The sequence below is a fragment of the Nitrospirillum amazonense genome (genome assembly GCF_007828045.1).
Classification (GTDB): domain Bacteria; phylum Pseudomonadota; class Alphaproteobacteria; order Azospirillales; family Azospirillaceae; genus Nitrospirillum; species Nitrospirillum amazonense_C.
Genome location: NZ_VITN01000020.1, coordinates 28,674 through 51,422, shown reverse-complemented (window position 1 = coordinate 51,422; position 22,749 = coordinate 28,674). Strand labels below are relative to the sequence as shown.

The following is a 22,749-nucleotide window of genomic DNA, read 5'->3' as shown; positions in this document are numbered from 1 at the left end:
GGCTCAGGGCCGGGGGATCAGCCAGGCCTCGGCCACCTGATGCCCCCGCCCGCTGCCACCCAGGCCTGGTGGTCGCGTCCATTCCAGATCCAGCCGGCCGTCGCGGATGGCCCGTTGGGGGATGTCGAAATCCAGGGTCGCCGGGTTCGCCGGCCGGGGCAGGGCCGTATGGATCTCGATGCCGCCGTTGGCCGTCAGGCGCATGGGCAGGGCGTAATCCTCGCCCGCATAGGTAACGCGCAGGGTGTAATGGCGCTCGGGGTCCAGATGCCGGTACCGCAGGTGGATGGGCCGCTCATACAGCGTCTCGGCATAGGTGATCCAGGACAGGCGCCAGCCGTCATCCGGTGTCCGGTCGGCGATGCCATCGATGGCACTGTCGTACAGTTCCGGATCCCGGCCATAGGCCTTGCCCGCCACCAGGTGCGGCTCATGCCCCGGGTCCCCCAGATCGTCGTACAGGCTGCCCGGCACCGGTTGCCGCCAGGTGACGATCTCGGCCAGGCGCGCCTGGCGCGCCGCCTCGTCCGGCAGCTGGGCGATGTCGGCGAAGCGCCGCGTCAGCCAGACGCGGTCGTTCAGGCTGGTGTCCACCCGGTCCAGATTGGCGCCCCGCTCGACGCCCGAGGCGCCGTAGCGTGGGACGCTCAACTGCAATCCCACATGCGCGTAAAGGCGGCCGGCCAGGTCGAACAACTGGTCGCGCAGGCGGCCGGTTTCGGCATCGTCGGGCTGGGCGAGGGCGGCGGCCGCCGCCGCCATGGCGTCGCGGCTGCCCCGGGCCGGGGCCTGGGCCAGGGCGTCCAGGGCCTGGGCCTCGCGCCGTGCCTCCGCCCCGGCCCGCGCCTGGGCGTAGGCATCGTAGGTGGCACGGTAGAGCAGGGATTCAAAGCGCCAGTTGTCCTGCAGGCCGGGACGGTCCTTCAGTCCCTGGAAGCCCTGCAGCGTGGCGGCGATACCCCTGTTGTCCTTGATGAGGCCTGTCCAGTTGCGCTCCAGTGCCGGGATCAGGGCGGCCAGTTGCTCCCCCTCCGCCCCGCCCAGGAAATAGCGGGCGTAGTCGCGCAGCGTCTCTTCGGGTGGGGTGGCGGCGTTCCAGCCCAGGCGCGTCCACAGCACCTTGTTGACATCGTCGTTCACCCCTTCCGAATAGGTCACGAACCCGGCCGTCAGGCTGGCGAAGTGGCGGAAGATGACTGTTTCGTCCCGGGGGCGGGGGTTGATGGGCTCCCGCCCCTCCAGCAGGGCGAAGGCCGGATCCCAGTGCGGCACGGGGAATTGGGCGTGCAGGGTGTGGCCGATGTCGGGATAAAACTGAATAGGATAGCGCCGGGGAATGCGGGCGCGCTGCACGGACAGCGGGTCGCGCGACTGTGGGCCGAAGAACACCCCGGTCAGCCAGGCCGGGCGTCGGGCCAGCAGGTGGTAGAAGGCTTCATAGTGCGCCTGGTCGAATCCTTGGCCCGATACCCATAGTTGGGCCCCGGGGTGATACCGCCGCAGGATGCGCGCCTGCCGCTCCAGCAGGGGGAACAGCAGGTCCGGCGGTGTGTGGCCCGGGTCGCCGCCCGGGACGTAGACGGCGTGGAGGTGGGGGAAGCGCCGCACCAGATCCTCGAACGCCGCCAGCTCCGCCGCCGCCGTGGCCGGATCGGCATAGTCCTGGCGCATCTCCGGGTAAAACAGGTCGCAATCCAGTCCGTATTTGTCCAGCAGACGGGCGATGCCCAGGGTGGTTTCCAGGGCCGGGGCCGGGAATAGGGGGCTGTTGGGCGCATCGTCCGATGCCGGGGCGATCAACTGGACGGCGTTGGCACCGAACACCGCCAGGTCGCGGATTTGCTGCTCGAACTGCGCCAGTGTCCAGGCGTCGTAAGTGTTGTTCTTGTAGCGGTAGCCGATCTGGTGGCCGCGCACCGGCTGGGCCGGGCTGGTGGCCAGGTTCAAGGGATGATCCAGGACGATGTGCCCAGGCGTCATGGTCAGCGTGCGCAGCAGGTGCCCGATGCCGAACAGCACGCCCCGGCCGTCGTTGCCGGCGACCACCAAAACGGTTTCCTGGCCGCGTCGTTCGGTTGTGAGGCGATAACCTTCCGGTTTGCCAACCGCATGGGTGATGACGATGCGGGCCGGCGCGTCCGGCGCCACCGACACCTGGGGCCAGGCAATACCAGTGCGCTTGCGTACCTCGTCCACCAGCATGCCCACGGCGGCGGCTTCTGGCCCTTCGACCCCAGGGGTCACAACCACGGCCGCCGACAGGTCCAGGGGGGAGGCGGCCCGCGCGCTGAGTGACACGGCGGCGGTCGCGGTGGCCATGACCACCGCGGCCCAGAGCCGAGGGGGCAGCATTACAGCGTGCGTTCCCACAGGCGGGCGGCGCCGCGCACGCCGGAGGAATCACCCCAGCGGGCCGGGACCAGCTTCGCTTCCCAGACATCGGTGAAGAGATAGGGCCGAATGGCGCCGGCCAGCCGGTCGTAGATTTCGGTGACGTTGGACAGCCCGCCGCCGAAGACGAAGACGTCCGGATCGACGATATTGCTGACCAGGGCCAAGCCGCGGCCTAGCCGGTCGATGAAGCGGCCAAAGGCGGCGACGGCGTCCGGCTCGTTGCGGCGCATGCTCTGGATGATGGCCTCGGCATCCATCTTGCGGCCGGTTACGGCCCGGAACTCCCGGCTCAAACCGGTGCCGGACACCCAGGTTTCCAGGCAGCCCTTGTTGCCGCACCAGCAGTCGGGCGCCGGCACCTCATCCGCCTTGGGCCAAGGCAAAGAGATGTGGCCCAATTCCCCGGCCAGTCCGTTGGCGCCCTCGATCAGGCGGCCATCGATCACGAGGCCGCTGCCGCACCCGGTGCCGAGGATGACGGCGAAGGCGATGCGCGCGCCGGCGGCGGCGCCGTCCACGGCCTCGGACAAGGCCAGGCAGTTGGCGTCATTGGCGACCCTGACCTCACGGCCCAGGGCGGAGGCGACATCGCTGTGAAAGACGCGGCCGTTCAACCAAACCGAATTGGCGTTGCGCATGAGGCCGGTCTGTGGGGAAATCGAGCCTGGCACGCCGATCCCCACGGTGCCCTGCGTGCCCGCTTCCGCCTCCACCCTATGGATCAGGCGGCAGATGGTGGCGATGGCGGCGTCATAGCTGCCCGGATTGGGTTCGCGCAGCCGCGACAGGAAGCGGCCGTTGAGATCCAGGGCAGCGGCCTCGATCTTCGTGCCGCCGAAATCGACCCCGATTTGAATCATACGTAAGCCCTCTCGCAGGCCGTCTGGTAACGGATGGGAATGGTGCTGTGATGGCGTTGTCCGGGCCCCCTCCCTTGCTTTGAGGCCTTCGGATATCTCCCTAAAAAACCATACTCATTAAAAAGGAAAAATGAAATAATTAATACGGTCAGTCGGCCGCCGTTTTCATGAGCGTGGTCCGGGAGGGCAGCAGACGGTCATTGAAGGGCAACAAGGCCGCCCCCACCGCCGGCGCGTCGATGGCCATGGCTGCACGGCGGACGGGAACGATGACGGGGATGGCACCTGGGTGCGCCCACAGCCGGTCGTTGATCATCTGGGCCAGTCGGTCGATCAGCGGGGCCGGCAAACGGCCGCCGAAGAACACCGCCTCCGGGTTCACCAGGCAACTGACCGCCACAATGGGCGTGGTCAGCAATTCGGCGGCCAGGTCCAGCCAATCGTTCAGCAGCTGCTGGCCCACGGTGTCGAGATCCAGCAGTTGTTCCGGTTGCGTGACGGCGCGGCCCCGGGCGGCCAGATAGGCGCACAGGGCCGAGAGCGACACCGCCTCTTCCAACGTCCGCGCCGGCGTGCGGGGGGAGGTGATGGGCAGGAATCCCAATTCGCCGCTACGGCCCTGGGCCCCCCTGAAGTACTGGCCGTCGATGACGATTCCGCCGCCCAGGCCCTGGTTGATCAGCACGTAGAAGAAGCTGGGGTCGCGCAAGCCATGGCCGAACTGCAGTTCCCCCAGCGCCGCCGCCGCCGCGTCGTTTTCCATGAACACCGGCAGGGGCAGGGTGGCCGTGAACAGGTCGGGGATGTCCGTCGTGCTCCACGCCTCAAAGCTCTTTGGCCGGTTGGGCTGGTTCACCCGGCCCAGATCATCGGGCAGCGCCACCCCGATGCCGATGAGGCGGTTGCGCGGGAAGGTCTGGCTTTCCACCAATTCCCCCACCTGCGCCTTGAAGAAGGCAGCGACCGCGTCGGGCAGGGGGAAGTCCACCTCCAGCACGGCGCGGTGCCGCACCTGGCCCAGCAGGTCCAGGACCACCAGGGTCACATGGTCACGGTCGACATTGACGCCGATGGCGAAACAGCCGTCCGGGTTGATGGCCAAGCGCATGGCGGGCTGCCCGCGTGTGCCCTGCAACCGGCCGACCTCGAGGATGAGACTCTCGTTCAGCAGGCGCCGCGTGATGTTGGCAATGGCCGGTGGCGTGAGGCCGGTGATGCGTCCCAGGTCGGCCCGGGTCAAGGGACCGCTGACGCGAATGGCCTGCAGCATGACCCGCTGGTTATGGTCGCCGGCGCGTTCCAGATTCGTGCCGGAAAGGCTGGCCCCCAGGGTGGGGTGGAGCTCAGGCTGTTGGTGGGCGAGGGGCGGCTGCATGCGGCCGGGTTCCCTTATGCAATTTAATTTCTTTATTCCACCTCATGATGAGACACCGCTGTCAGAGACACAATGACGCAATTGCGGACGGGCGAAGAAAGTTCGCTGCACATTTGTACAGTGGGATAGCATATAAAATATAATCCACCGCCTGTCCGGGTTCCCGATCACTCAGGCGGGCGAGGCCGCTCCGTCCCGCTGGCCGGCGACCCAGGTGCCCAGCACCCGCTGCTGCGCGTCCAGCAGCACCAGGTCGGCTTGGAACCCGGCGGCCAGTTGTCCCAGACGCCCGTCCATGCCCAGGAAGCGCGCGGGGTAAAGCGACGCCATGCGCAACGCCTCCTCCAGTTCCACGCCCAGCAGGCGCATGGCGTTGCGCACCGCCTGCGCCATGTCGATGTCGGCGCCGGCCAGCACCCCGTCATCGGTCACCAGCCGGCCGTCACGGCGGTGGATGCGCTCGCCATACAGCGTGAAGGTGGTCGCGTCGGTGCCGGTGGGCGGCATGGCGTCCGTGACCAGCATCATCTTGCCCCGGGGCTTGGCGGCCAGGGCCAGCGCCAGCAGATCGGGATGCACATGCACGCCGTCAACGATCAGGCCGCACCAGGCGTCCTTGGCGGTCATGGCCGCCAGGGCTATGCCCGGCGTCCGGTTGCTGATGGGCGGCATGGCGTTGAACAGGTGGGTGAAACCGCGCAGGCCGGCGCGCAAGGCCGCTTGCGTGCGTTCATGGCTGGCGGCGGAATGCCCCCCGGCCAGCACCATCCCGGCGCGCACCAGCCGCGCGATGTCGCCATCGTCCACCTGTTCCGGCGCCAGGGTCAGCAACACGCGGCCCAGGTCGCCGAAGTGGCGGGGCAGGGCGGACAGCCGGTCCAGGTCGATGCCGTTGGGCCGGCGGATGTGGGCCGCCTTGTGCACGCCCCGACGTTCCGGGTTCAGGAACGGACCTTCCAGGTGGACGCCGATAACGCCGCCGCCGGGTACGGCGGCCGCTTCGGCGGCGGCTTCCGCCGCGGCCATCATGGTGTTCAAGTCGTCGGTGATGACGGTGGGCAGCAGCGCCGTGGTGCCGAACCGGCGGTGGGCGGCGGCAATGGCCAGCGCGCCGGCGGCGGTGGGCGCGTCGTTGAACAGCACGCCGCCACCACCGTTGACCTGGGTGTCGATGAAGCCCGGGGCCAGCAGGCTGCCCTCGGGCAGGGGCACCCGCGCCGCGCCCGCCACACTGGCGACGGCTGGCACGATGTCCAGGATTTCGGCCCCCGCCAGCAGCAGCGCGTGGTCATCCAGCAGCACGTCGCCGGTGAACAGCCGGGCCCCCGTCAGAAGATGGCGCATGTCAGACCGTCTCCGTCACCTTGGCCAGGTTGGGGGGAACGTCGGGGTTCAGGCCCCGGTCGGTGGCGATGCGGTGGATGCCCATGTAAAAGCTTTGCACCGCCGTCAGCGGGGCCAGTTCCGCCGGCACGCCGGCCACCGCGGGCAGCGCCACCACGCCCGGAATGTCGCCTGCCGTGGACAGCACGGTGGCGCCCAGGCCGACCATGCGGCGGATGGCGTCGCTGGTGGGGGCCAGGGTCGCGTCATCCTGCGTCAGCGCCAGGACGGGGAAGTCCGGACCCACCAGGGCCAGGGGGCCGTGAATGACCTCGGCCGCGCTGAAGGCGTCGGCATGCAGGCGGCTGGTTTCCTTGCACTTCAGGGCCATTTCCTGGGCGGCGGCGGCGCCCAGCCCCCGGCCGATGATGTAGAGCCCCCGGACGGCCGCCAGGTGCGATAAGCCGGGGTACCAATCCAGCGCCACGGCCTTTTCCAGCCAACGGGGGGCGTCGGCCACCGTGGCAAGCAGGGCCGGGTCCGCCTTCCAGTGCGCCACCATCTGCAGGAAGGCGAACAGCGAGGTCAGATAGGATTTGGTCGCCGCGACACTCTTTTCCGGGCCGGCGCACAGCGGGATGGCCACGTCCACCATCTGGAACAAGGGTGAGGTCTCGTCATTCACGAAGGCTACGGTCAAGGCGCCGCCGGCCTTGGCCGTCTCCGTCAGGCGCAACAGGTCGGGGCTGCGTCCCGATTGCGACACCGCGACGTAAAGTCCGTCTTTCAGGTGTAGGGGCGTCTGGTACAGCGACACCACGGACGGGCCGATGGAGGCGACGGGCAGTCCCAGTTGCGTTTCGATCAGGTACTTGCCGTAGGTCGCGGCGTGGTCGCTGCTGCCCCGGGCGCCGGTCACGACGAAGCGTGGCGCCAGGCGGCGCAGGCGCTCACCCAAATCCTGGAACAGGGGTCCGCAACGATCGATTTGCCGGCGCAGGGCGTCCGGGGTTTCAGCGGCCTCGCTTGCCATAAGGGGGGCCATCAGGGTGTCAAGGGTCATGGCAGGGCGCTCTTGGCAATGGGGGAGGGGATGTTCAGGCGGGCCATCAGCAAGGCCCCTTCCAGGGCGTCGCCCTCGGGTGCGGCCAGCAGGGACCGTGCCCAGGGACTGAGCCATGGGGTCAGCGGGGCGGACAGCCCGCCCATCAGGCACAGGTGCGGGGCCCCCAGGGCGTGCAGGTGGCGGATGTAGGTCTCCAGCTCCTTGGCGGCCTTGGCGATGATGGTGCAGGCGACCACGTCGCCCTTGGCGGCGTGCGCCAGGACATCCGGGGCCAGGCGGCCATAGTCGGCGGGGCCGGCATCGTTGACCCAGGCGACGATGGCGGCGGGTGAGCCGCCCAGCCGCTGCCGGATTTGCCGGGTCAGGCCGGTTTCCGGGGCCAGGCTGTCATGGGCACGGAGGGTGACGCGGATGGCTTCGCGGCCGATGCTGGCGCCGCTGCCTTCATCGGAGACCTCGAACCCCCAGCCGCCGACGGCGTGGCCCTGGCCGTTGATCAAGGCATAGCCGGCGCTGCCGGTGCCGGCGATCAGGATGGCGCCGTCCCGGCCGGAAAAGGCGCCCAGGCAGGCGGCGTGGGCATCCGTCTCGGCGGAAACGCTGGCGAATCTGGGGGCCGCGGCGCGGGTGCGGACGCCGTCCGCTGCCGTGACGATGCCGGCCAAGCCCAGGCCGACGTGCAACCGGGGAAAGGCGGCGGCGTCCAGGCCAGCCTGTGCCAGGGCCGCCTGGATGGCCTCCATGATGCTGGCCCAGGCCCGGTCAAGGCCGAGACGGATGTTGGCGGGACCGCCCAGGCCTTCACCCAGCAGCGTGCCGTCGGCGGCGCGCAGGCGGGCACGGCATTTGGTGCCGCCGCCATCGACGCCCAGATAGTAGCAATCGGATGTCATGAGCTTTTTCGAAAAGAAGCGATAAGGATCAGGCGAGGGAGGGAGCCGCGATGGCGGCCTTGCGGCCGACGCGATGGCCGTAGAGGGCGAAGAACAGAATGTAGAGATAGGCCGGCGCCATCAGGGCCAGGAACACGGTCTGGAAAGGGAAGTGCTGCTTCAACTGCACGAACAGCTGGGGCAGGACGGCGCCGCCGGCGATACCCATGACCATGAAGGCGGAGCCGATCTCCGTGTGCCGGCCCAGGCCGCGTATGCCCAGCGGGAAGATGGCGGGCCACATCATGGCGTTGGCGAAGCCCAGCGCCGCCACGCAGGCGACGGAGGCGTAGCCATGGGTGGCATAGGCCGCGATGGTCAGCACTACGCCCAGGGCCGCGGACAGGGCCAGATACCGTTCCTGCGACAGCACGCGGGGAATCAGCACCAGGCCGCCCAGATAGCCCGCAAGCATGGCGGCCAGGGTGAAGGAGGTGAAGAACTTGGTTTCGTCCAGCGGCAGGTCGAACCCATGGCCGTAGGTGCCGATGGCGTCGCCGGCCATGACCTCCACCCCCACATAAAGGAACAGGCACAACACGCCCAGCCATAGGTGGGGAATGCGGCTCAGGGGCGGGGCGTCCCCGTCCCGCGATTCGCCCCCGGCATTGGAGTCGGCCGAGATTTCCGGCAGGGGGGAGCGGACCACCCAAACGGCCAGCAGGGCCAGCAGCGCCGCCATGGCCAGGTAGGGCAGATGAATCTTGGCGGCGAAGGCGGACAGCAGCGCCTCCCGCGCCTCGGGCGTGGGGGCGGCCTTGACCTGCTGGTCCAGGGTGTCGATGCCGCTCAGCACCAGCGCGCCGATGGCCACCGGCGCCAGCATGCCCGCCACCTTGTTGCAGATGCCCATGACGGCGATGCGCTGGGCGGCGCTGTCGATGGGCCCCAGGATGCTGATGTAGGGATTGGCCGCCGTCTGCAGCAGCGACAGGCCGGCGCCGATGACGAACAGGCCGGCCAACGCGCCGGGATAGACCCGAATCGTGGCGCATTCGCCGAAAAGCGCGGCACCGACGGCCATGACGAACAGCCCAGCCCCCATCCCCTTCTTCATGCCCGTCCGCCGCAGCACCCAGGAGGAGGGCAGGGAAAGGAACAGGTAGGACAAGTAGAAGACCATGGGGATCAGGAAGGCGTTCACGTCGTCCAGCGTGAACGCCAGTTTCACGAACGTGATCAGCGGCCCGTTCAGCCAGGTGACGAAGCCGAAGATGAAGAACAGAACCCCGATGACGACCATGGACGCGCGGTTCTGATGGGGGGAGGGGGACGGTTTCACAGGGGCCATGGGCGCCATCCTTGTCCGTGATCGTGAATGGAACGGGTGGGCGGGGCAGCGTCGGGGGCGTTGTCGCCACTCCCTGACGGGGTGGGCCGGCCGGCCCGCATCCTGCTGGTATTCCTCACTTCCGCCATCGCCCGTTGCACCCATCATCAGGGTAAAAGGGGAATTATGAAAGCAAATTAAAAAAAAATTGACGAGCGCGGGGCTCTGCGGCACTTTGGTTACCGCTAACACCGACTCAGTAATGCCGATACGGTTCGGATCGAAATCAAAGACATCGGCAGAACGCAGAAAAATAAAGCGCAGCAGGGGAAACCATATCATGGGAATTAAGAAGTATGCCTTGGTTACCACCATGCTGATGGGCATGGAGGCGACATCGTTCATATCCGTCCAGGCGTACGCGGCGGATGCCAATGCTGACGACGAGCTGCAAGAGATCGTTGTTACAAGTATCCGCAAGAGTTTGGAGCGCTCCATCGAGGTGAAGCGCGAGGCGAATGCTATCGTCGATGTCATTTCGGCCGAAGGCGTGGGCAAGTTCCCCGACACCAACGTCGCGGAATCGCTGTCGCACCTGCCCGGCATCAGCGTCGACCACCAATTCGGTGAAGGCGAGAAGATCAGCATCCTGGGCACGGATCCGGCGCTGAACCGTATCCTGGTCGACGGCCAGAGCATCGCCTCGGCCGACTGGGGCGGCAACCCCAACGACCCGAACAGCCGCACGTTCAACTACAGCCTGCTGTCGCCGGAAATCATTGACCAGGCCGAGGTGTACAAGTCGACGGAAGCCCGCATCGACGAAGGCAGCCTGGGCGGCACCGTCATCATCCACACGCGCAAGCCGCTGGACCTGGACGCCAACACGCTACGCGGCTCGGTCGGCTATTCGTACAACACGCGGTCTGAGCAAGGAAATCCGCGCGGGTCTCTGCTCTACAGCTGGAAGAACGCCGCCAGCAACTTCGGTGTGATGGTCGCCGGCACCTACGACAAGGAAGACCTGTCGCGTGCGGGTATTGAATTCTTCGGCTACGGCAGCGGCAAGGACCTCACGGCCGCCAATCCGAATGTGGCCGTAACGGGCGGCGATATCAATTCCGCCAAGTACCCGGCCGGCATCAATGCCGCCTACTTCCAGCAGACCCGCGAACGTGAGGGTGTGCAGGCCGCCATTCAGTACCAGCCGACCGATACGCTCGATTTCAATCTGTCGGGCATCTACATTCACGGCGACTATAACAACTTCAGCCAGTCCCGCTTTATTTATCCGGCTGGCAGCACGAGCGCGTTTCAGACGGCCACGGTGAAGGATGGGCTGATCACCAACGCGACGTTGGGGAATGGCGCCTACACCGAATTGGACACGAATTATCGCGAGACCACGGTGCAGACCGCGCGCCTGAATTTGGCCGGCACCTGGACGCCGACCAAGGATTGGAAGGTCTACACCGACGTCGGCTACACCCGCGCTTTCGGTGGCAAGGACCCCGAATACCTGCTCTCGTTCTATTCGTCGGCGCCGTACAGCTTCGCTTATGACGGTACCAACACGAACGTCACCTATACCAATGGCTCCGCGTCCGGCAATGCGCTGTCGACCCGGGCCGCGGGTGGGCAAGCGGGCGGTATTGCGGCTCAGCTGAATGCCGACTCCGAGGCCTACGGCCAGATGGACGTGACCCATGATTTCAATCTGGGTCCGATCACCAGCGTCCAGGCCGGTGTGAAATATACCGACCATATGAACACGGTTCGCGCCTACGGCAGCCGGACCATGTCCAATGGCGCGGTTTCCCTGACCAGTCTGGGCGCCTCGCCGGTGCCGAGCAGCGTGTTCGACGACCTGAATGCGAGCGGCGACCTCATCCACTTCTCCACCATCAGCAAAGAGGCGGTGGTCAACTATCTGGATGGGCTGAACACTACTTATTATCGGGACTACGGTTCCGAATATAAGGTGACCGAGAAGAACGGGAACGCGTACGTCCAGGCCAACTTTGCCGGCACCAATTACCGCGGTAATTTGGGTGTGCGCTACGTCCACAGTGACGACGATATAAAGTTCTGGGACACCAGCGATAACGGCAACAGCTATCAGTCGGTGACCACAAATAACCGGTATGGCCGCTTCCTGCCGTCCTTCAATATCGCTTATGATGCCACGGACGATGTGGTGGTTCGTTTCGGCGCCGCCAAGGTTATCGCCCGTCCGCGTTATGCCGACTACGCCGGCGCCTTCTCGAAGGACGACACCAGCTTCAACGGCAGTGGCGGCAACCCCAACCTGAAGCCGTACGAGTCGAACAACTACGACGTTTCCGCCGAGTGGTACTTCAATAAGGACTCGCTGGTTTCTGGCGAATTCTTCTTTCGCCAGATTTCGTCGTACATCGTGAGTGTCACGAAGGATAACGTGCCGCTTGTCAGCCAGCGCGACGGCTTGGTCCATGATTACTCCATCACAACGCCTGAGAACTTCTCTGACGCGAATGTGAAGGGCTTCTCCGCTCTTTATCAGACGAATATCGCTTACGGTTTCGGTATTCAGACCAACTACACCTACGCGATTGCCGATACCGCTGCGGGCCTGAACATGCCGTACCTGTCGCGGCATACGGTGAACTTCATCCCCTATTATGAGCAGGGGCCGCTGCAGGCGCGCGTGAGCCTTGGCTGGCGGTCGTCTTACTTCACCAGCATCGGTCGTTTGAATTCGAACAATATGACCGACTCGTACATGCAGTTGGACTTCTCCGCCACCTACAGCATCACGGAGAACCTGCAGGCGACGGTGAACGCCACGAACCTGCTGGATGAGCTGTACTATTCCTACAGCGGCACGAAGGCGGCGCCGATCGGTTACTACCGCAACGGCAGCGTCTACTCCGTCAGCATGTCCTACAAGATGTAAGCCTCCCTCCCCTGGGCCGTCGCCTCGCGCTTTGGCGGCGGCCCATTCTTTTTTAAATTAAAGAAAAGATTTGGCAGAATGGGGCGGTTGACAGATCCGCCCCCTACGGCTGGGCAGCGCCACCGCCCGCCGATCCGACTCAACTTGTCCGAACCGGAGGCCAAGCCATGATCCGCCGCTCTTCACGCTTGACCGGGGGGCGCCTGATCCGGGCCTGCCTGCTGGCGACGGCGCTGTCCGTTCCGGCAGGGGCGGCTGTTGCCGCCAAGCAGGCGCCCGCGCCCGCCGCAGACCCCACCGCCGACACCCTGTCGCCGGCGCAAATCGACCTGCAGTGGGAAAAGCGCGGCGCCAAGCATGTGTCCGACGTCGCCGCCGAGCTGAAGCAAGTGGAGCAGGGGGATGGGCAGGGCCCGTTCCGGCCGGACTGGGCCTCGCTGAAGAACTACCAGGTGCCGCAATGGTATGCGGACGCCAAGTTCGGTATCTTCATCCACTGGGGCCTGTATTCCGTCCCCGCCTTTGGCAGCGAGTGGTACTCGCGCCTCATGTACACCAAGGGCACCAAGGAATACGACCACCACATCAGGACCTTCGGCCCCCAGGACAAGTTCGGCTACAAGGACTTCATCCCCCTGTTCAAGGCGGAGAAGTACGACCCCCGCGCCTGGGCCGCCCTGTTCCGAGCGGCCGGTGCCCAGTATGTGGTGCCGGTGGCGGAACATCACGACGGCTTCGCCCTGTACGACACCAAGCTGTCGGAGTGGTCGGCGGTGCGCATGGGGCCCAAGCGCGACCTGATCGGCGATCTGGCGCGGGCGGTGCGGGCGCAAGGCCTGCATCTTGGCCTGTCGTCCCACCGGGCGGAGCATGACTGGTTCTTCGATGAGGGACGCAAGATCCCCTCAGACGTCAATGATCCACGCTACGCGGACTTCTACGGCCCCGCCCAGCTGCGGGTGAAGGAGAAGAGGTCGGACGACGCCGACGTGTTCGGCGACTTCACGCCGGTGTCGCAGGCCTGGCTGAGCGACTGGCTGGCCCGGTCGGCGGAGCTGGTGGATCTCTACCACCCCGACCTGATCTACTTTGACTGGTGGATCGGCCACCCGACGTTCCGAAGCACGTTGCCCAAGTTCCTGGCCTACTATTACAACAGCCAAGCCAAGCTGGGTGGATCCGCCATCGTCAACTACAAGATCGGCGCCTTCCCCGAGGGCGCCGGCGTGCTGGACATCGAGCGTGGCCAGTTGCCGGGCATCCAGCCGCGCGTGTGGCAGACCTGCACCTCCATCAGCAACGACAGCTGGGGCTATGTCGAGAACGACACCTACAAATCGCCGCAGGCGCTGATCCATCTGTTGGCCGACGTGGTGTCCAAGAACGGCAATCTGCTGCTGAACATCGGCCCGCGCGCCGATGGCAGCATTCCCCAAGGGGCGCAGGACACGCTGATGGCCATGGGCGGCTGGCTGACGGTGAATGGCGAGGCCATCTACGGCACCCGGCCCTGGCGCCAGTTCGGTGAAGGCCCGACCGAGGTGGCCAGCGGCTCCTTCCAGGAAACCAAGACCAAGCCCTACACGGCCCAGGATTTTCGCTTCACGACCAAGCGCGCGGCCCTCTACGCCATCGAACTGGGCTGGCCGGCGGAGGGGGAGGCCGTGATCCACAGCCTGAAGGCGGAGGACAAGGTGAAGGCCGTGACCCTGCTGGGCACCGGGGGCGGCACGCTGACCTTCCGCCAGGACGCCGATGGCCTGCACCTGACCCTGCCCCAGCGGCCGGCGGGCGCCATCGCCGCCTACGTCTACCGCATAGAGATGCAGTGAGCGGCGCCAAAGCCGCCTTGAAGGAGATGTCATGAAACGACTGTTGGGAACGCTGGCCGCCGGCCTGTCGATGCTGGTGGCCGCCGGATCCGCGTCCACCGCCGGGGCCGCCCCTGGGGCTAAGGCGCCTACCGCCTTGTTCTATATGATGGAAACCCAGAAATCGATTAACTCGTTCGAGCAGCACATCGACAAGATCGACCTGCTGGTGCCCACCTGGTATGGCGTCGACCAGAACGGCCTGGTGTATGGGCAGCCCAACCCCTATGTGCTGAAGCTGGCGCACGAGAACAAGGTGCCGGTCATGCCCATCGTCTCGCCGGTGGACAAGCAGAAGTTCCATGAGCTGATCACGAACGAGACGGCCAAGAAGGCCATGATCGCCTCGCTGGTGCAGCAGGCCAAGGAGCATGGCCTGATCGGCTATCAGTTCGACTTCGAGAATATTGCCTGGACCGACCGCGACGCCTTCTCCTTGCTGATCAAGCAGACGGCGACCGCCCTGCATGGCGCCGGCCTGAAGCTGTCCATCGCCGTCGTGCCCAACGCGCCGGGCCACGCCGGCCGCGGCCCCTTCTCCAAGTGGATGTGGGAATTCTGGCGCGGCGCCTTCGACTATAAGGCCATCGCCGACGCGGTCGATCTGTTCTGTCTGATGACCTATGACGAGCACACGCGCTGGACCGTGCCCGGCCCCGTGGCCGGCATGCCGTGGGTGATGGAGCATCTGAAGTACGCCCTGCAGTTCATCCCCAAGGAAAAGCTGTCCCTGGGCATCCCGCTCTATGGCTACCGCTGGTACACCGATAATCCGGTAAAGCCGGACGGGACCGAGGCGTCCAACATCGCCGGCGCCTATTTCGATGCCGACGAGTCCATCCCGCAGGCCAAGCAGTATGGCGCGCAGATTCAGTGGGATCCGGTGGAGCATGAGGCCTTTTACTTCTTCTACCGCGACCAGATGCGCGAGTGGGTGTTCATGCCCGAGGCCCGCAGCTTCCATGACCGTTACGCCCTGGTGAAGGAATACGGCCTGGAGGGCTTCTGCTCCTGGGTCCTGGGCTCGGAAGATCCCAAGGTTTGGGATGAGTTGCCCAAGGCGCAGCGCTGAGAACGGGAACGAGGTTGAGGGGATGGGGCCAATGGGAATGAGGACCGTTTTGGCGGCTTTGGCCATGGCGATCGTGGTGGCGGGCAGTGCCGCCGCCGGGTCGGATCCGGTGCCCCCAACTCCTGGGGTGGCGCCAGCCCTCATTCCCGTGCCGGCCGAGTTCCGGACAGGACAAGGAACCTTTACCCTGAACGCCGGCGCCGGCATCGCCGTGCCGGCCGGTGACGCCCAGGCACGCCAGGCGGCCACGCTGCTGGCCGATATGGTGGGGCGGGTACGGGGCCTGGGCTTGGAGGTGCGGGACGGCGGTGCCGCCGCCATCACCCTGGCCCTGGATGCCGCCGCCCCGGTGGCCCAGGCCGAAGGCTATACCCTGGCGGTGACGCCGCAGGGCATCCGGGTCGTGGCACGGGATGAGGCCGGCCTGTTCTATGGCGCGATGAGCCTTGTCCAGCTGTTGACACCGGAGGGGGAGGGGCGGGGCCCGGTTACGGTGCCGGTGCAAGAGATACGGGACTGGCCGCGCTTTTCCTGGCGCGGCCTGATGCTGGACGTGGCCCGCCACTTCCAGCCCATGGACAGCGTCAAGGCCCTGGTCGACCAGATGGCGGCGCACAAGCTGAACCGTCTGCACCTGCACCTGACGGACGACCAGGGCTGGCGGTTGGAGATCGAGCACTATCCCGGCCTGACCAAGGTGGGCGCCTGGCGCACGCCGCCCGGCGCGGGCGGGAAGGACGCACCGAGCCAGCGCTACGGCGGCTTTTACACCCAGGACCAGATCCGCGACCTGGTGGCCTATGCCGCCGCCCGGCATGTCACCATCGTGCCGGAGATCGACATGCCCGGCCACGGCCAGGCGGTCATGGCGGCCTATCCCAAGATCGGCGTCACCGGCACCCGGCCGCCGGTGGCGGTGGATTGGGGCGTGAACCCCTATCTTTTCAATGTCGATGAGGCCAGCTTCACCTTCATCCAGACCGTGCTGGATGAGGTGATGGCCCTGTTCCCCTCCACCTACATCCACGTCGGCGGGGATGAGGCGCTGAAGGACGAATGGAAGGCGTCCCCCCAGGTGCAGGCGCGCATGCGGGCCCTGGGCCTGAAGGATGAGAACGCGCTGCAGACCTGGTTCATCGAACGCGTGGGACAATACCTGGCGGCCCACGGGCGGCGCATGATCGGCTGGGATGAGATTCTGGAAGGCGGCATCCCGCCCACGGCCACCATCATGTCCTGGCGCGGCACCAAGGGTGCCGTGGACGCCGCGCGCATGAACCACGACGTGATCCTGTCCCCGGCACCGACGCTGTACCTTGACAGCCTGCAAAGCCGCCGGAATGATGAGCCGTCCGGCCGCCTGGCCATCGTCACCCTAGCGGACATCTACGCCTACGACGCCCTGCCGGCAGAATTGGATGCGGAGCAGGCGCGCCATGTGCTGGGCGGCCAGGGCAATCTCTGGACGGAATACATGATGACACCGTGGCATGTGACCCATGCCATCTATCCCCGCATCGACGCCCTGGCGGAGGGGCTGTGGTCGCCCAAGGACCGGCGTGACTGGCGTGGTTTCCTGGGGCGCCTGCCGGCGCAGCTGGCCCGCTACCGTCACCTGGGCGTGGACGCGGCCGACAGCGCCTTCGCCGTCGATTTCACGGTGGAGGGTGGGCCCAACGCGGCCCTCGCCGCCGGCGCCGCCACGGTGGCCTTGTCCAACCAGGCCGGCTTCGGCACCATCCGCTACACCACCGATGGCAGCGCGCCGACCCCGGCGTCCCCCCGGTACGAGGCGCCGCTGCGCCTGACCCTGCCGGCCATCCTGAACGCGGCCGTGTTCAGCGACGCCGGCCAGATGCTGGCCGCCCCCCGCCGGTACGATCTGGCCGCCGAAGCGCTGCGCACGCGGCAGAGCGGGGAGCTGGCGGCCTGCCCCCAGGGCGAAATGGGCCTGCGCATTCCCCTGACGCCGGATGCGGCCACCCGCAGCCCGGTGTTCAACGTCAATCTGTTTGACGCCTGCTGGGTCTATCCCAAGGCCCGGCTGAACGGCGTCACCGCGCTGACGGTGCAGGCCGCGCGCCTGCCGCGCAACTACGGCCTGGCCCACGACGCCGTCAAGGTCCGCAGCCACCCCGCGACCAAGCCCAATGGCGAGTTGGTGGTGCGGGTGGACGGTTGCGACGGGCCGGTGGCAGCCACCGTGCCTCTGCCGTCGCCGGCCAAGGCGCCCGTGCAGTTCCCCCTGACCGCCCCTTTGCCGGTGGCGACGGGGGAGCATGATCTATGCCTGACGTACACGGCGTCTATCCATGGTCCGCTATATGCCATCGGAAGTGTCAGCCTGCAGGCCGAACCATGACTAAGCTGATGCCGCACCAGAGGAAATTTCCCATGCCGCGCGCCCTGAACCGTTCCTTGCCCCTGGCGTTCGCCTTGGCGCTGATGGCGCCTGGCCTGGCTGACGCGGCACCCGTGGTGCGGGACCTGGACCAGGGCTGGACCTTCCGCCTGGCGCCGCAGGATCCCGCCGCCAAGGCCCATGGTGAAGATACGCACTGGCGGGCGGCCACGGTGCCCGGCGCGGTGCAAACCGACCTGCTGGCCCTGGGCCGCATCGCCGACCCGTTCTACCGCAACGCCGAGGCGGGCCTGCAATGGATCGGCCTGGCCGACTGGGACTACCGCACCACCCTGGCGGTGGACGAGGCGACGCTGCGCCATGACCATGTCGATCTGGTGTTCGAGGGGCTGGACACCTTCGCCGACGTCAGCGTGAACGGCAAACCGCTGCTGTCGGCCGACAACATGTTCCGCCGCTGGCGTGTGCCGGTGAAGCAGGCGCTGAGCCCCGGCGCCAACACCCTGTCGGTGGCGCTGCACTCCCCCATCGCCAAGCTGCAACCCTGGCTGCTGAAGCAGCCTTATGCCTTGCCGGGTGAGTTCGACAGCGCCTTTGGGGATGAACCCGCAGGCAAGCAGACCTCCAACTACGTGCGCAAGGCCAACTACCAGTACGGCTGGGACTGGGGTCCCCGCTACGTCACCCTGGGCATCTGGCGGCCCGTGCGGCTGGAGGCCTGGGACGGCCCCCGCCTGGCCGATTTCCACATCGAGCAGCAGAAGGTGGGAACCGAGGCGGCGGCGGTGCGGGCGGAGTTCGAGATCACCGCCGACCGGCCGGGCACCGTGCGCGTGACGGTCACCCCCACCGCCCCGGACGGCACGGCGCTGCCCGCCGTCACCCAGGACGTGGCACTGGACGCCGGGACCAACCAGGTCAGCCTGCCGGTGCGCATCGACCATCCCCGCCTGTGGTATCCCGTGGGCTACGGCGCGCCCGACCTTTACACCTTCAAGGCGACCATCAATGACGGTGCCGCCGTCGTGGCCACCGCGGCGCGGCGTACCGGCCTGCGCCAGGTGGAACTGCGCCGCGCGCCCGACCAGTGGGGCAAGAGCTTTGAGTTCGTGGTGAACGGCATCCCCGTTTTCGCCAAGGGCGCCAACCTCATCCCCATGGACAGCTTCCCCAGCCGGGTGCCGGCGGATACCGCGCGCGCCCTGCTGCAATCCGCCCGCGACGCCAACATGAACATGCTGCGTATGTGGGGCGGCGGCCACTACCAGGACGACGCCTTCTACGACCTGGCGGACGAGATGGGCGTCATGGTGTGGCAGGACTTCATGTTCGGCGGCGCCATCACCCCCTATGACGTGGCCTTCCGCGAGAGCAGCCGGGCCGAGGCGGTGGACCAGGTGAAGCGCCTGCGCGACCACCCCAGCATCGTCCTGTGGTGCGGCAACAACGAGGTGCAGACCGGCTGGGAATCCTGGCCCGACCGCCAGACGTTCAAGGACAGCATTCCGCCTGCGGAGCGGGAGCGCATCGTCACCGGCATGACCGTGCTGTTCGGCGACGTGCTGCGCGGCGTGGTGGCCAAGTACGCCGGCGGCGTCCCCTATTGGGCCAGCACCCCCAGCACCGATTTCGACGGCCCCGCCGATGTCATGGACGACGGCGACAAGCATTACTGGAAGGTGTGGTCCGGCTCCGCCCCGCTAGAGGATTACCTGGACACCACGCCGCGTTTCCAGTCCGAATACGGCCTGCAATCCTTCCCGGTGATGCGCACCGTGCGCGCGTTCGCCAATGCCGAGGACCTGACCAGCCCGAATTCGCCGGTCATGCGGGCGCACCAGAAATTCGCCAATGGCAACGGTAACGACCGCCTGCTGTTCTATATCCGTAAATATTATGGCGAGCCCAAGGACTTCGCCGCCTTCGTCTATCTCAGCCAGGTGATGCAGGCGGAGGGCATACAGATGGCGGCGGAACATCTGCGCGCCTCCCGCCCCCACAGCATGGGGTCGCTGTATTGGCAGCTGAACGACGTTTGGCCCGGCGCCTCCTGGTCCAGCATCGACTATTTCGGCCGTTGGAAGGCGCTGCAGTTCCATGCCCGCCGCTTCTACGCCCCATTGCTGGCGGCGGCCCAGCGGCATAACGGCAAGACCAATATTCACCTGGTGTCGGACCTGACCGCCCCGAGGGCGGCGCAGTGGCGCCTGCGGGTGATGGACATGGACGGCACCGTCCGGCAGGAACGCACGACGCCGGTCACCCTGGCGCCGCTGTCCAGCACCGACGCGGGATCCTTCGAGGATGCCGCCCTGTTGAAGGGGGCTGATCCGGCCCGTACCGTCGCGGTGGTGGAACTGCTGCAGGGTGGTCAGCCGGTGTCGCGCGAGATCGTTTATTTCGCCGACGCCATCGACCTGGCCCTGACGGATCCGGGGCTGACCGCCGACCTGCAGCCCGCCGCCGACGGCTATACCCTGACGATCAAGGCTCAGCGCCTGGCCCGTGGCGTCTGGGTGGAGTTCGGTGACAGGGACGTCAGCCTGTCGGACAACGCCTTCGACCTGTTGCCGGGCCAGACGGTGACGCTGGCCGTGCGCAGTGCCGCCGACATCGCCGCCCTGCGCCAAGCCCTGTCCGTGCGCTCACTGGCCGGCGCCACCAAGGGGACACGGTCGTGAGGCGGGTTCTTGCGCTGGGGGCGGCGCTGCTGTCCCTGGTCCTGCCCACCGGGGCTTGGTCGCAGACGGACAGCGATGCGCTGGTCAACCGCATGACCCTGGCGGAGAAGATCGGCCAGATCCAGAGCGCGGCCCCGGCCATCCCGCGCCTGGATCTGCCGGCCTACGAATGGTGGAATGAAGGGCTGCACGGCACCGCCCGTGCCGGTTACGCCACCGTTTTCCCCCAGGCCATCGGCCTGGCCGCCACCTGGGATACGGACCTGCTGCGCCGCGTGGGCGACACCGTTTCCACCGAGGCGCGGGCCAAATACAACGCCGCCGGGCCCAAGGCCGACCATGACCGCTACCAGGGCCTGACCATCTGGTCGCCCAACATCAACATTTTCCGCGATCCGCGCTGGGGCCGGGGGCAGGAAACTTATGGCGAGGATCCTTATCTGACCGGCCGTCTGGCCGTGGCCTTCATCCAGGGCATTCAGGGGCCGGATCCGGCCCATCCCAAGGCCATCGCCACCGCCAAGCATTTCGTCGTGCACAGCGGGCCGGAGGCCGGGCGCCACGCCTTCGACGTCGATGTCTCGCCGCATGATTTGGAAGCGACCTACCTGCCGGCCTTCCGTGCCACCGTCACGGAAGGGCAGGTGGGGTCCATCATGTGCGCCTACAACGCCCTGCACGGCACACCGGTGTGCGCGGATCCGGAATTGCTGAACGGCCGGCTGCGGCGGGATTGGGGGTTCAAGGGCTATGTCGTGTCCGACTGCGACGCGGTGGACGACATGACCCGCTTCCACCACTACCGCGCCGACAACGCCGGCTCGGCCGCCGCCGCCCTGCTGGCGGGCACCGACCTGAACTGTGGCGGCGGCGGCCGCTACGCGTATGCCGACCTGGGCGCTGTCGTCAGCCAGCACCTGGTGACGGAGGGTGCGGTGGACCAGGCGGCGCGGCGCGTCATGGCCGCCCGTGCGCGGCTGGGCGCCTTCACCGCCGCCGACCCTTACGCCGACATCGGGGCGGAGCGTATCGACGACGTGAACGCCCGCGCCCTGGCGCTGGAGGCCGCGCGCAAGTCCATCGTACTGCTGAAGAACCGCAATAACGCGCTACCGCTGGCCCCCGGATCCAACTTGGCTGTGGTCGGCCCCAACGCCGACGCGCTGGGCGTGCTGGAGGCCAATTATCACGGCACCGCGGTGCAGGCCTACACGCCCCTGGCGGCGCTGCGCATGGCCCCGGGTGTGGGCACCGTCCGCTACGCCCAGGGGTCGACCCTGGCGGAGGGCGTGCCCGTGCTGGTGCCCGAAACGGCGATGAAGACCGGGGCGGGCAGCGGGGCGGAGGCCGGCCTGACCGGCGACTATTTCGACAGCCTGGATTTCAGTGGCGAACCGCGCCTGACCCGTACCGACCGCACCATCGATTTCGACTGGGACAAGGTACCGCCGGTCCCCGGCATGGATGCGCGCCGCTACGCCGTGCGCTGGACCGGCCTGCTGGTGCCGCCGGGCCCGGGCGACTACACCCTGGCGGTGCGGGTGGACCGTTGCTTTGATTGCCATGGGCATGACCCCGTGCGCCTGTACCTGGACGGCCGGCTGGTGCTGAACGACCCCGGCACGGGCAAGGATGGCGACCTTGTGGTGCCCCTGCATGTCGATGGCACCAGCCCCCACCGGCTGCGCCTGGAACTGGTGCACAGCGGTCAGGACCAGGGGGTGCGCCTGATGTGGCTGGCCCCGGCGGAGGTGCAGCGGGCGGAAGCCGTGGCCGCTGCCAAGGGCGCGGACGCCATCATCGCCTTCATTGGCCTGTCGCCGGACGTGGAGGGGGAGGAACTGAGTATTGCCGTGCCGGGCTTCGACGGCGGCGACCGCACCGACATCGGCCTGCCCCCGCCGCAGCGCCAATTGCTGGAGGCCCTGGCCGCGACCGGCAAGCCCCTGGTGGTGGTGCTGATGTCCGGCAGCGCCGTGGCCCTGACCTGGGCGCAGGACCATGCCGACGCGGTGCTGGCCGCCTGGTACCCGGGGGAGCGCGGCGGCCGGGCGCTCGCCGAGACGCTGACGGGCAGCAACAACCCGTCCGGCCGCCTGCCGGTGACCTTCTACCGCTCCGTCCGCGACCTGCCGCCGTTCATCGACTACGCCATGGCCGGGCGCACCTATCGTTATTTCGAGGGCACGCCGCTGTACCCCTTCGGCTTCGGCCTCAGCTATACCCGCTATGCCTATGACGACCTGGCGATGTCCGCGACCGAGCTGCCGGCCGGCCAGGTGCTGACCGCCAGCGCCACCGTCAGGAACGTGGGCGACCACCCGGGTGAGGAGGTGGCGCAGCTGTACGTCACGCCGCCGTCCGGCCCCCTGGCGCCACGCCGCCTGCTGGCCGGGTTCCAGCGGGTGCATCTGGAGCCAGGGGAGAGCAAGCGCGTGACCTTCCAGGTGCAGCCCCGTGACATCAGCGGCGTGGACGCCGCCGGCAACCGCGCGGTGGAGGCGGGGCGCTATCAGGTCTTCGTGGGGGGCGGTCAACCGGATTTCACCCCGGGGGTGGAGAAGACGGTCGATATCCAGGGCCGCCAAGCCCTGCCCAAATGAAAAGG

At 67.1% G+C, this 22,749-nt stretch carries 13 protein-coding genes; 6 read left to right on the top strand and 7 right to left on the bottom strand.

Annotation, left to right across the window (positions count from 1 at the left end):
• Window positions 1-3: 3 nt before the first annotated feature.
• The 7 genes from FBZ89_RS23960 to FBZ89_RS23930 all read right to left on the bottom strand — a co-directional run bounded on the left by FBZ89_RS23960 (window position 4) and on the right by FBZ89_RS23930 (window position 9,241).
• On the bottom strand, window positions 4-2,319 hold the full coding sequence (locus FBZ89_RS23960; RefSeq protein ID WP_145752850.1) for a beta-N-acetylhexosaminidase family protein: 2,316 nt from the start codon (window positions 2,317-2,319) through the stop codon (window positions 4-6).
• 32 nt (window positions 2,320-2,351) lie between these two features.
• On the bottom strand, window positions 2,352-3,254 hold the full coding sequence (locus FBZ89_RS23955) for an ROK family protein (protein WP_145752848.1): 903 nt from the start codon (window positions 3,252-3,254) through the stop codon (window positions 2,352-2,354).
• Window positions 3,255-3,402: 148 nt separating this feature from the next.
• Window positions 3,403-4,629, bottom strand: coding sequence for an ROK family transcriptional regulator (locus FBZ89_RS23950; RefSeq protein WP_145752846.1), 1,227 nt, complete (start codon window positions 4,627-4,629; stop codon window positions 3,403-3,405).
• Between the two features lie 171 nt (window positions 4,630-4,800).
• Entirely contained in the window at window positions 4,801-5,973 is a 1,173-nt protein-coding gene (gene nagA / locus FBZ89_RS23945; RefSeq protein WP_145752844.1) for an N-acetylglucosamine-6-phosphate deacetylase, read from the bottom strand.
• A 1-nt stretch (window position 5,974) separates the two neighbouring features.
• Window positions 5,975-7,015: an SIS domain-containing protein gene (locus FBZ89_RS23940; protein ID WP_145752842.1), complete on the bottom strand. Its 1,041-nt coding sequence runs from the start codon at window positions 7,013-7,015 to the stop codon at window positions 5,975-5,977.
• Window positions 7,012-7,911 (bottom strand): glucosamine kinase nucleotide-binding domain-containing protein, encoded by a 900-nt coding sequence (locus FBZ89_RS23935; RefSeq protein ID WP_145752840.1) that lies wholly within the window; start codon window positions 7,909-7,911, stop codon window positions 7,012-7,014. The genes FBZ89_RS23940 and FBZ89_RS23935 overlap by 4 nt, the downstream gene beginning before the upstream one ends.
• A gap of 28 nt (window positions 7,912-7,939) precedes the next feature.
• Window positions 7,940-9,241 (bottom strand): sugar MFS transporter, encoded by a 1,302-nt coding sequence (locus FBZ89_RS23930; RefSeq protein ID WP_145752839.1) that lies wholly within the window; start codon window positions 9,239-9,241, stop codon window positions 7,940-7,942.
• Window positions 9,242-9,560: 319 nt separating this feature from the next.
• On the opposite strand from FBZ89_RS23930, the gene FBZ89_RS23925 reads away from it, so the two are divergent.
• The 6 genes from FBZ89_RS23925 to FBZ89_RS23900 all read left to right on the top strand — a co-directional run bounded on the left by FBZ89_RS23925 (window position 9,561) and on the right by FBZ89_RS23900 (window position 22,744).
• Window positions 9,561-12,155, top strand: coding sequence for a TonB-dependent receptor (locus FBZ89_RS23925; protein ID WP_246172514.1), 2,595 nt, complete (start codon window positions 9,561-9,563; stop codon window positions 12,153-12,155).
• A gap of 167 nt (window positions 12,156-12,322) precedes the next feature.
• Entirely contained in the window at window positions 12,323-13,987 is a 1,665-nt protein-coding gene (locus tag FBZ89_RS23920) for an alpha-L-fucosidase (protein ID WP_145752837.1), read from the top strand.
• Between the two features lie 31 nt (window positions 13,988-14,018).
• The gene (locus FBZ89_RS23915; protein ID WP_145752835.1) at window positions 14,019-15,098 is read left to right on the top strand and encodes a glycosyl hydrolase family 18 protein; all 1,080 of its coding nucleotides are present in this window, start codon (window positions 14,019-14,021) and stop codon (window positions 15,096-15,098) included.
• 37 nt (window positions 15,099-15,135) lie between these two features.
• Window positions 15,136-17,460, top strand: coding sequence for a family 20 glycosylhydrolase (locus FBZ89_RS23910; protein WP_246172511.1), 2,325 nt, complete (start codon window positions 15,136-15,138; stop codon window positions 17,458-17,460).
• A gap of 32 nt (window positions 17,461-17,492) precedes the next feature.
• A complete protein-coding gene (locus tag FBZ89_RS23905; protein WP_246172509.1) occupies window positions 17,493-20,141 on the top strand; it encodes a beta-mannosidase in 2,649 nt (882 codons plus the stop codon).
• Window positions 20,138-22,744, top strand: coding sequence for a glycoside hydrolase family 3 C-terminal domain-containing protein (locus tag FBZ89_RS23900; protein ID WP_211115340.1), 2,607 nt, complete (start codon window positions 20,138-20,140; stop codon window positions 22,742-22,744). The genes FBZ89_RS23905 and FBZ89_RS23900 overlap by 4 nt, the downstream gene beginning before the upstream one ends.
• The last annotated feature ends 5 nt before the right edge of the window (window positions 22,745-22,749 follow it).

What these genes read in the sequence shown, in the direction of transcription:
- FBZ89_RS23960 (WP_145752850.1), bottom strand. Translation starts at nt 2,319, where the DNA reads ATGGCCACCGCGACCGCCGCCGTGTCACTCAGCGCGCGGGCCGCCTCC.
- FBZ89_RS23955 (WP_145752848.1), bottom strand. Translation starts at nt 3,254, where the DNA reads ATGATTCAAATCGGGGTCGATTTCGGCGGCACGAAGATCGAGGCCGCT.
- FBZ89_RS23950 (WP_145752846.1), bottom strand. Translation starts at nt 4,629, where the DNA reads ATGCAGCCGCCCCTCGCCCACCAACAGCCTGAGCTCCACCCCACCCTG.
- nagA (WP_145752844.1), bottom strand. Translation starts at nt 5,973, where the DNA reads ATGCGCCATCTTCTGACGGGGGCCCGGCTGTTCACCGGCGACGTGCTG.
- FBZ89_RS23940 (WP_145752842.1), bottom strand. Translation starts at nt 7,015, where the DNA reads ATGACCCTTGACACCCTGATGGCCCCCCTTATGGCAAGCGAGGCCGCT.
- FBZ89_RS23935 (WP_145752840.1), bottom strand. Translation starts at nt 7,911, where the DNA reads ATGACATCCGATTGCTACTATCTGGGCGTCGATGGCGGCGGCACCAAA.
- FBZ89_RS23930 (WP_145752839.1), bottom strand. Translation starts at nt 9,241, where the DNA reads ATGGCCCCTGTGAAACCGTCCCCCTCCCCCCATCAGAACCGCGCGTCC.
- FBZ89_RS23925 (WP_246172514.1), top strand. Translation starts at nt 9,561, where the DNA reads ATGGGAATTAAGAAGTATGCCTTGGTTACCACCATGCTGATGGGCATG.
- FBZ89_RS23920 (WP_145752837.1), top strand. Translation starts at nt 12,323, where the DNA reads ATGATCCGCCGCTCTTCACGCTTGACCGGGGGGCGCCTGATCCGGGCC.
- FBZ89_RS23915 (WP_145752835.1), top strand. Translation starts at nt 14,019, where the DNA reads ATGAAACGACTGTTGGGAACGCTGGCCGCCGGCCTGTCGATGCTGGTG.
- FBZ89_RS23910 (WP_246172511.1), top strand. Translation starts at nt 15,136, where the DNA reads ATGAGGACCGTTTTGGCGGCTTTGGCCATGGCGATCGTGGTGGCGGGC.
- FBZ89_RS23905 (WP_246172509.1), top strand. Translation starts at nt 17,493, where the DNA reads ATGCCGCGCGCCCTGAACCGTTCCTTGCCCCTGGCGTTCGCCTTGGCG.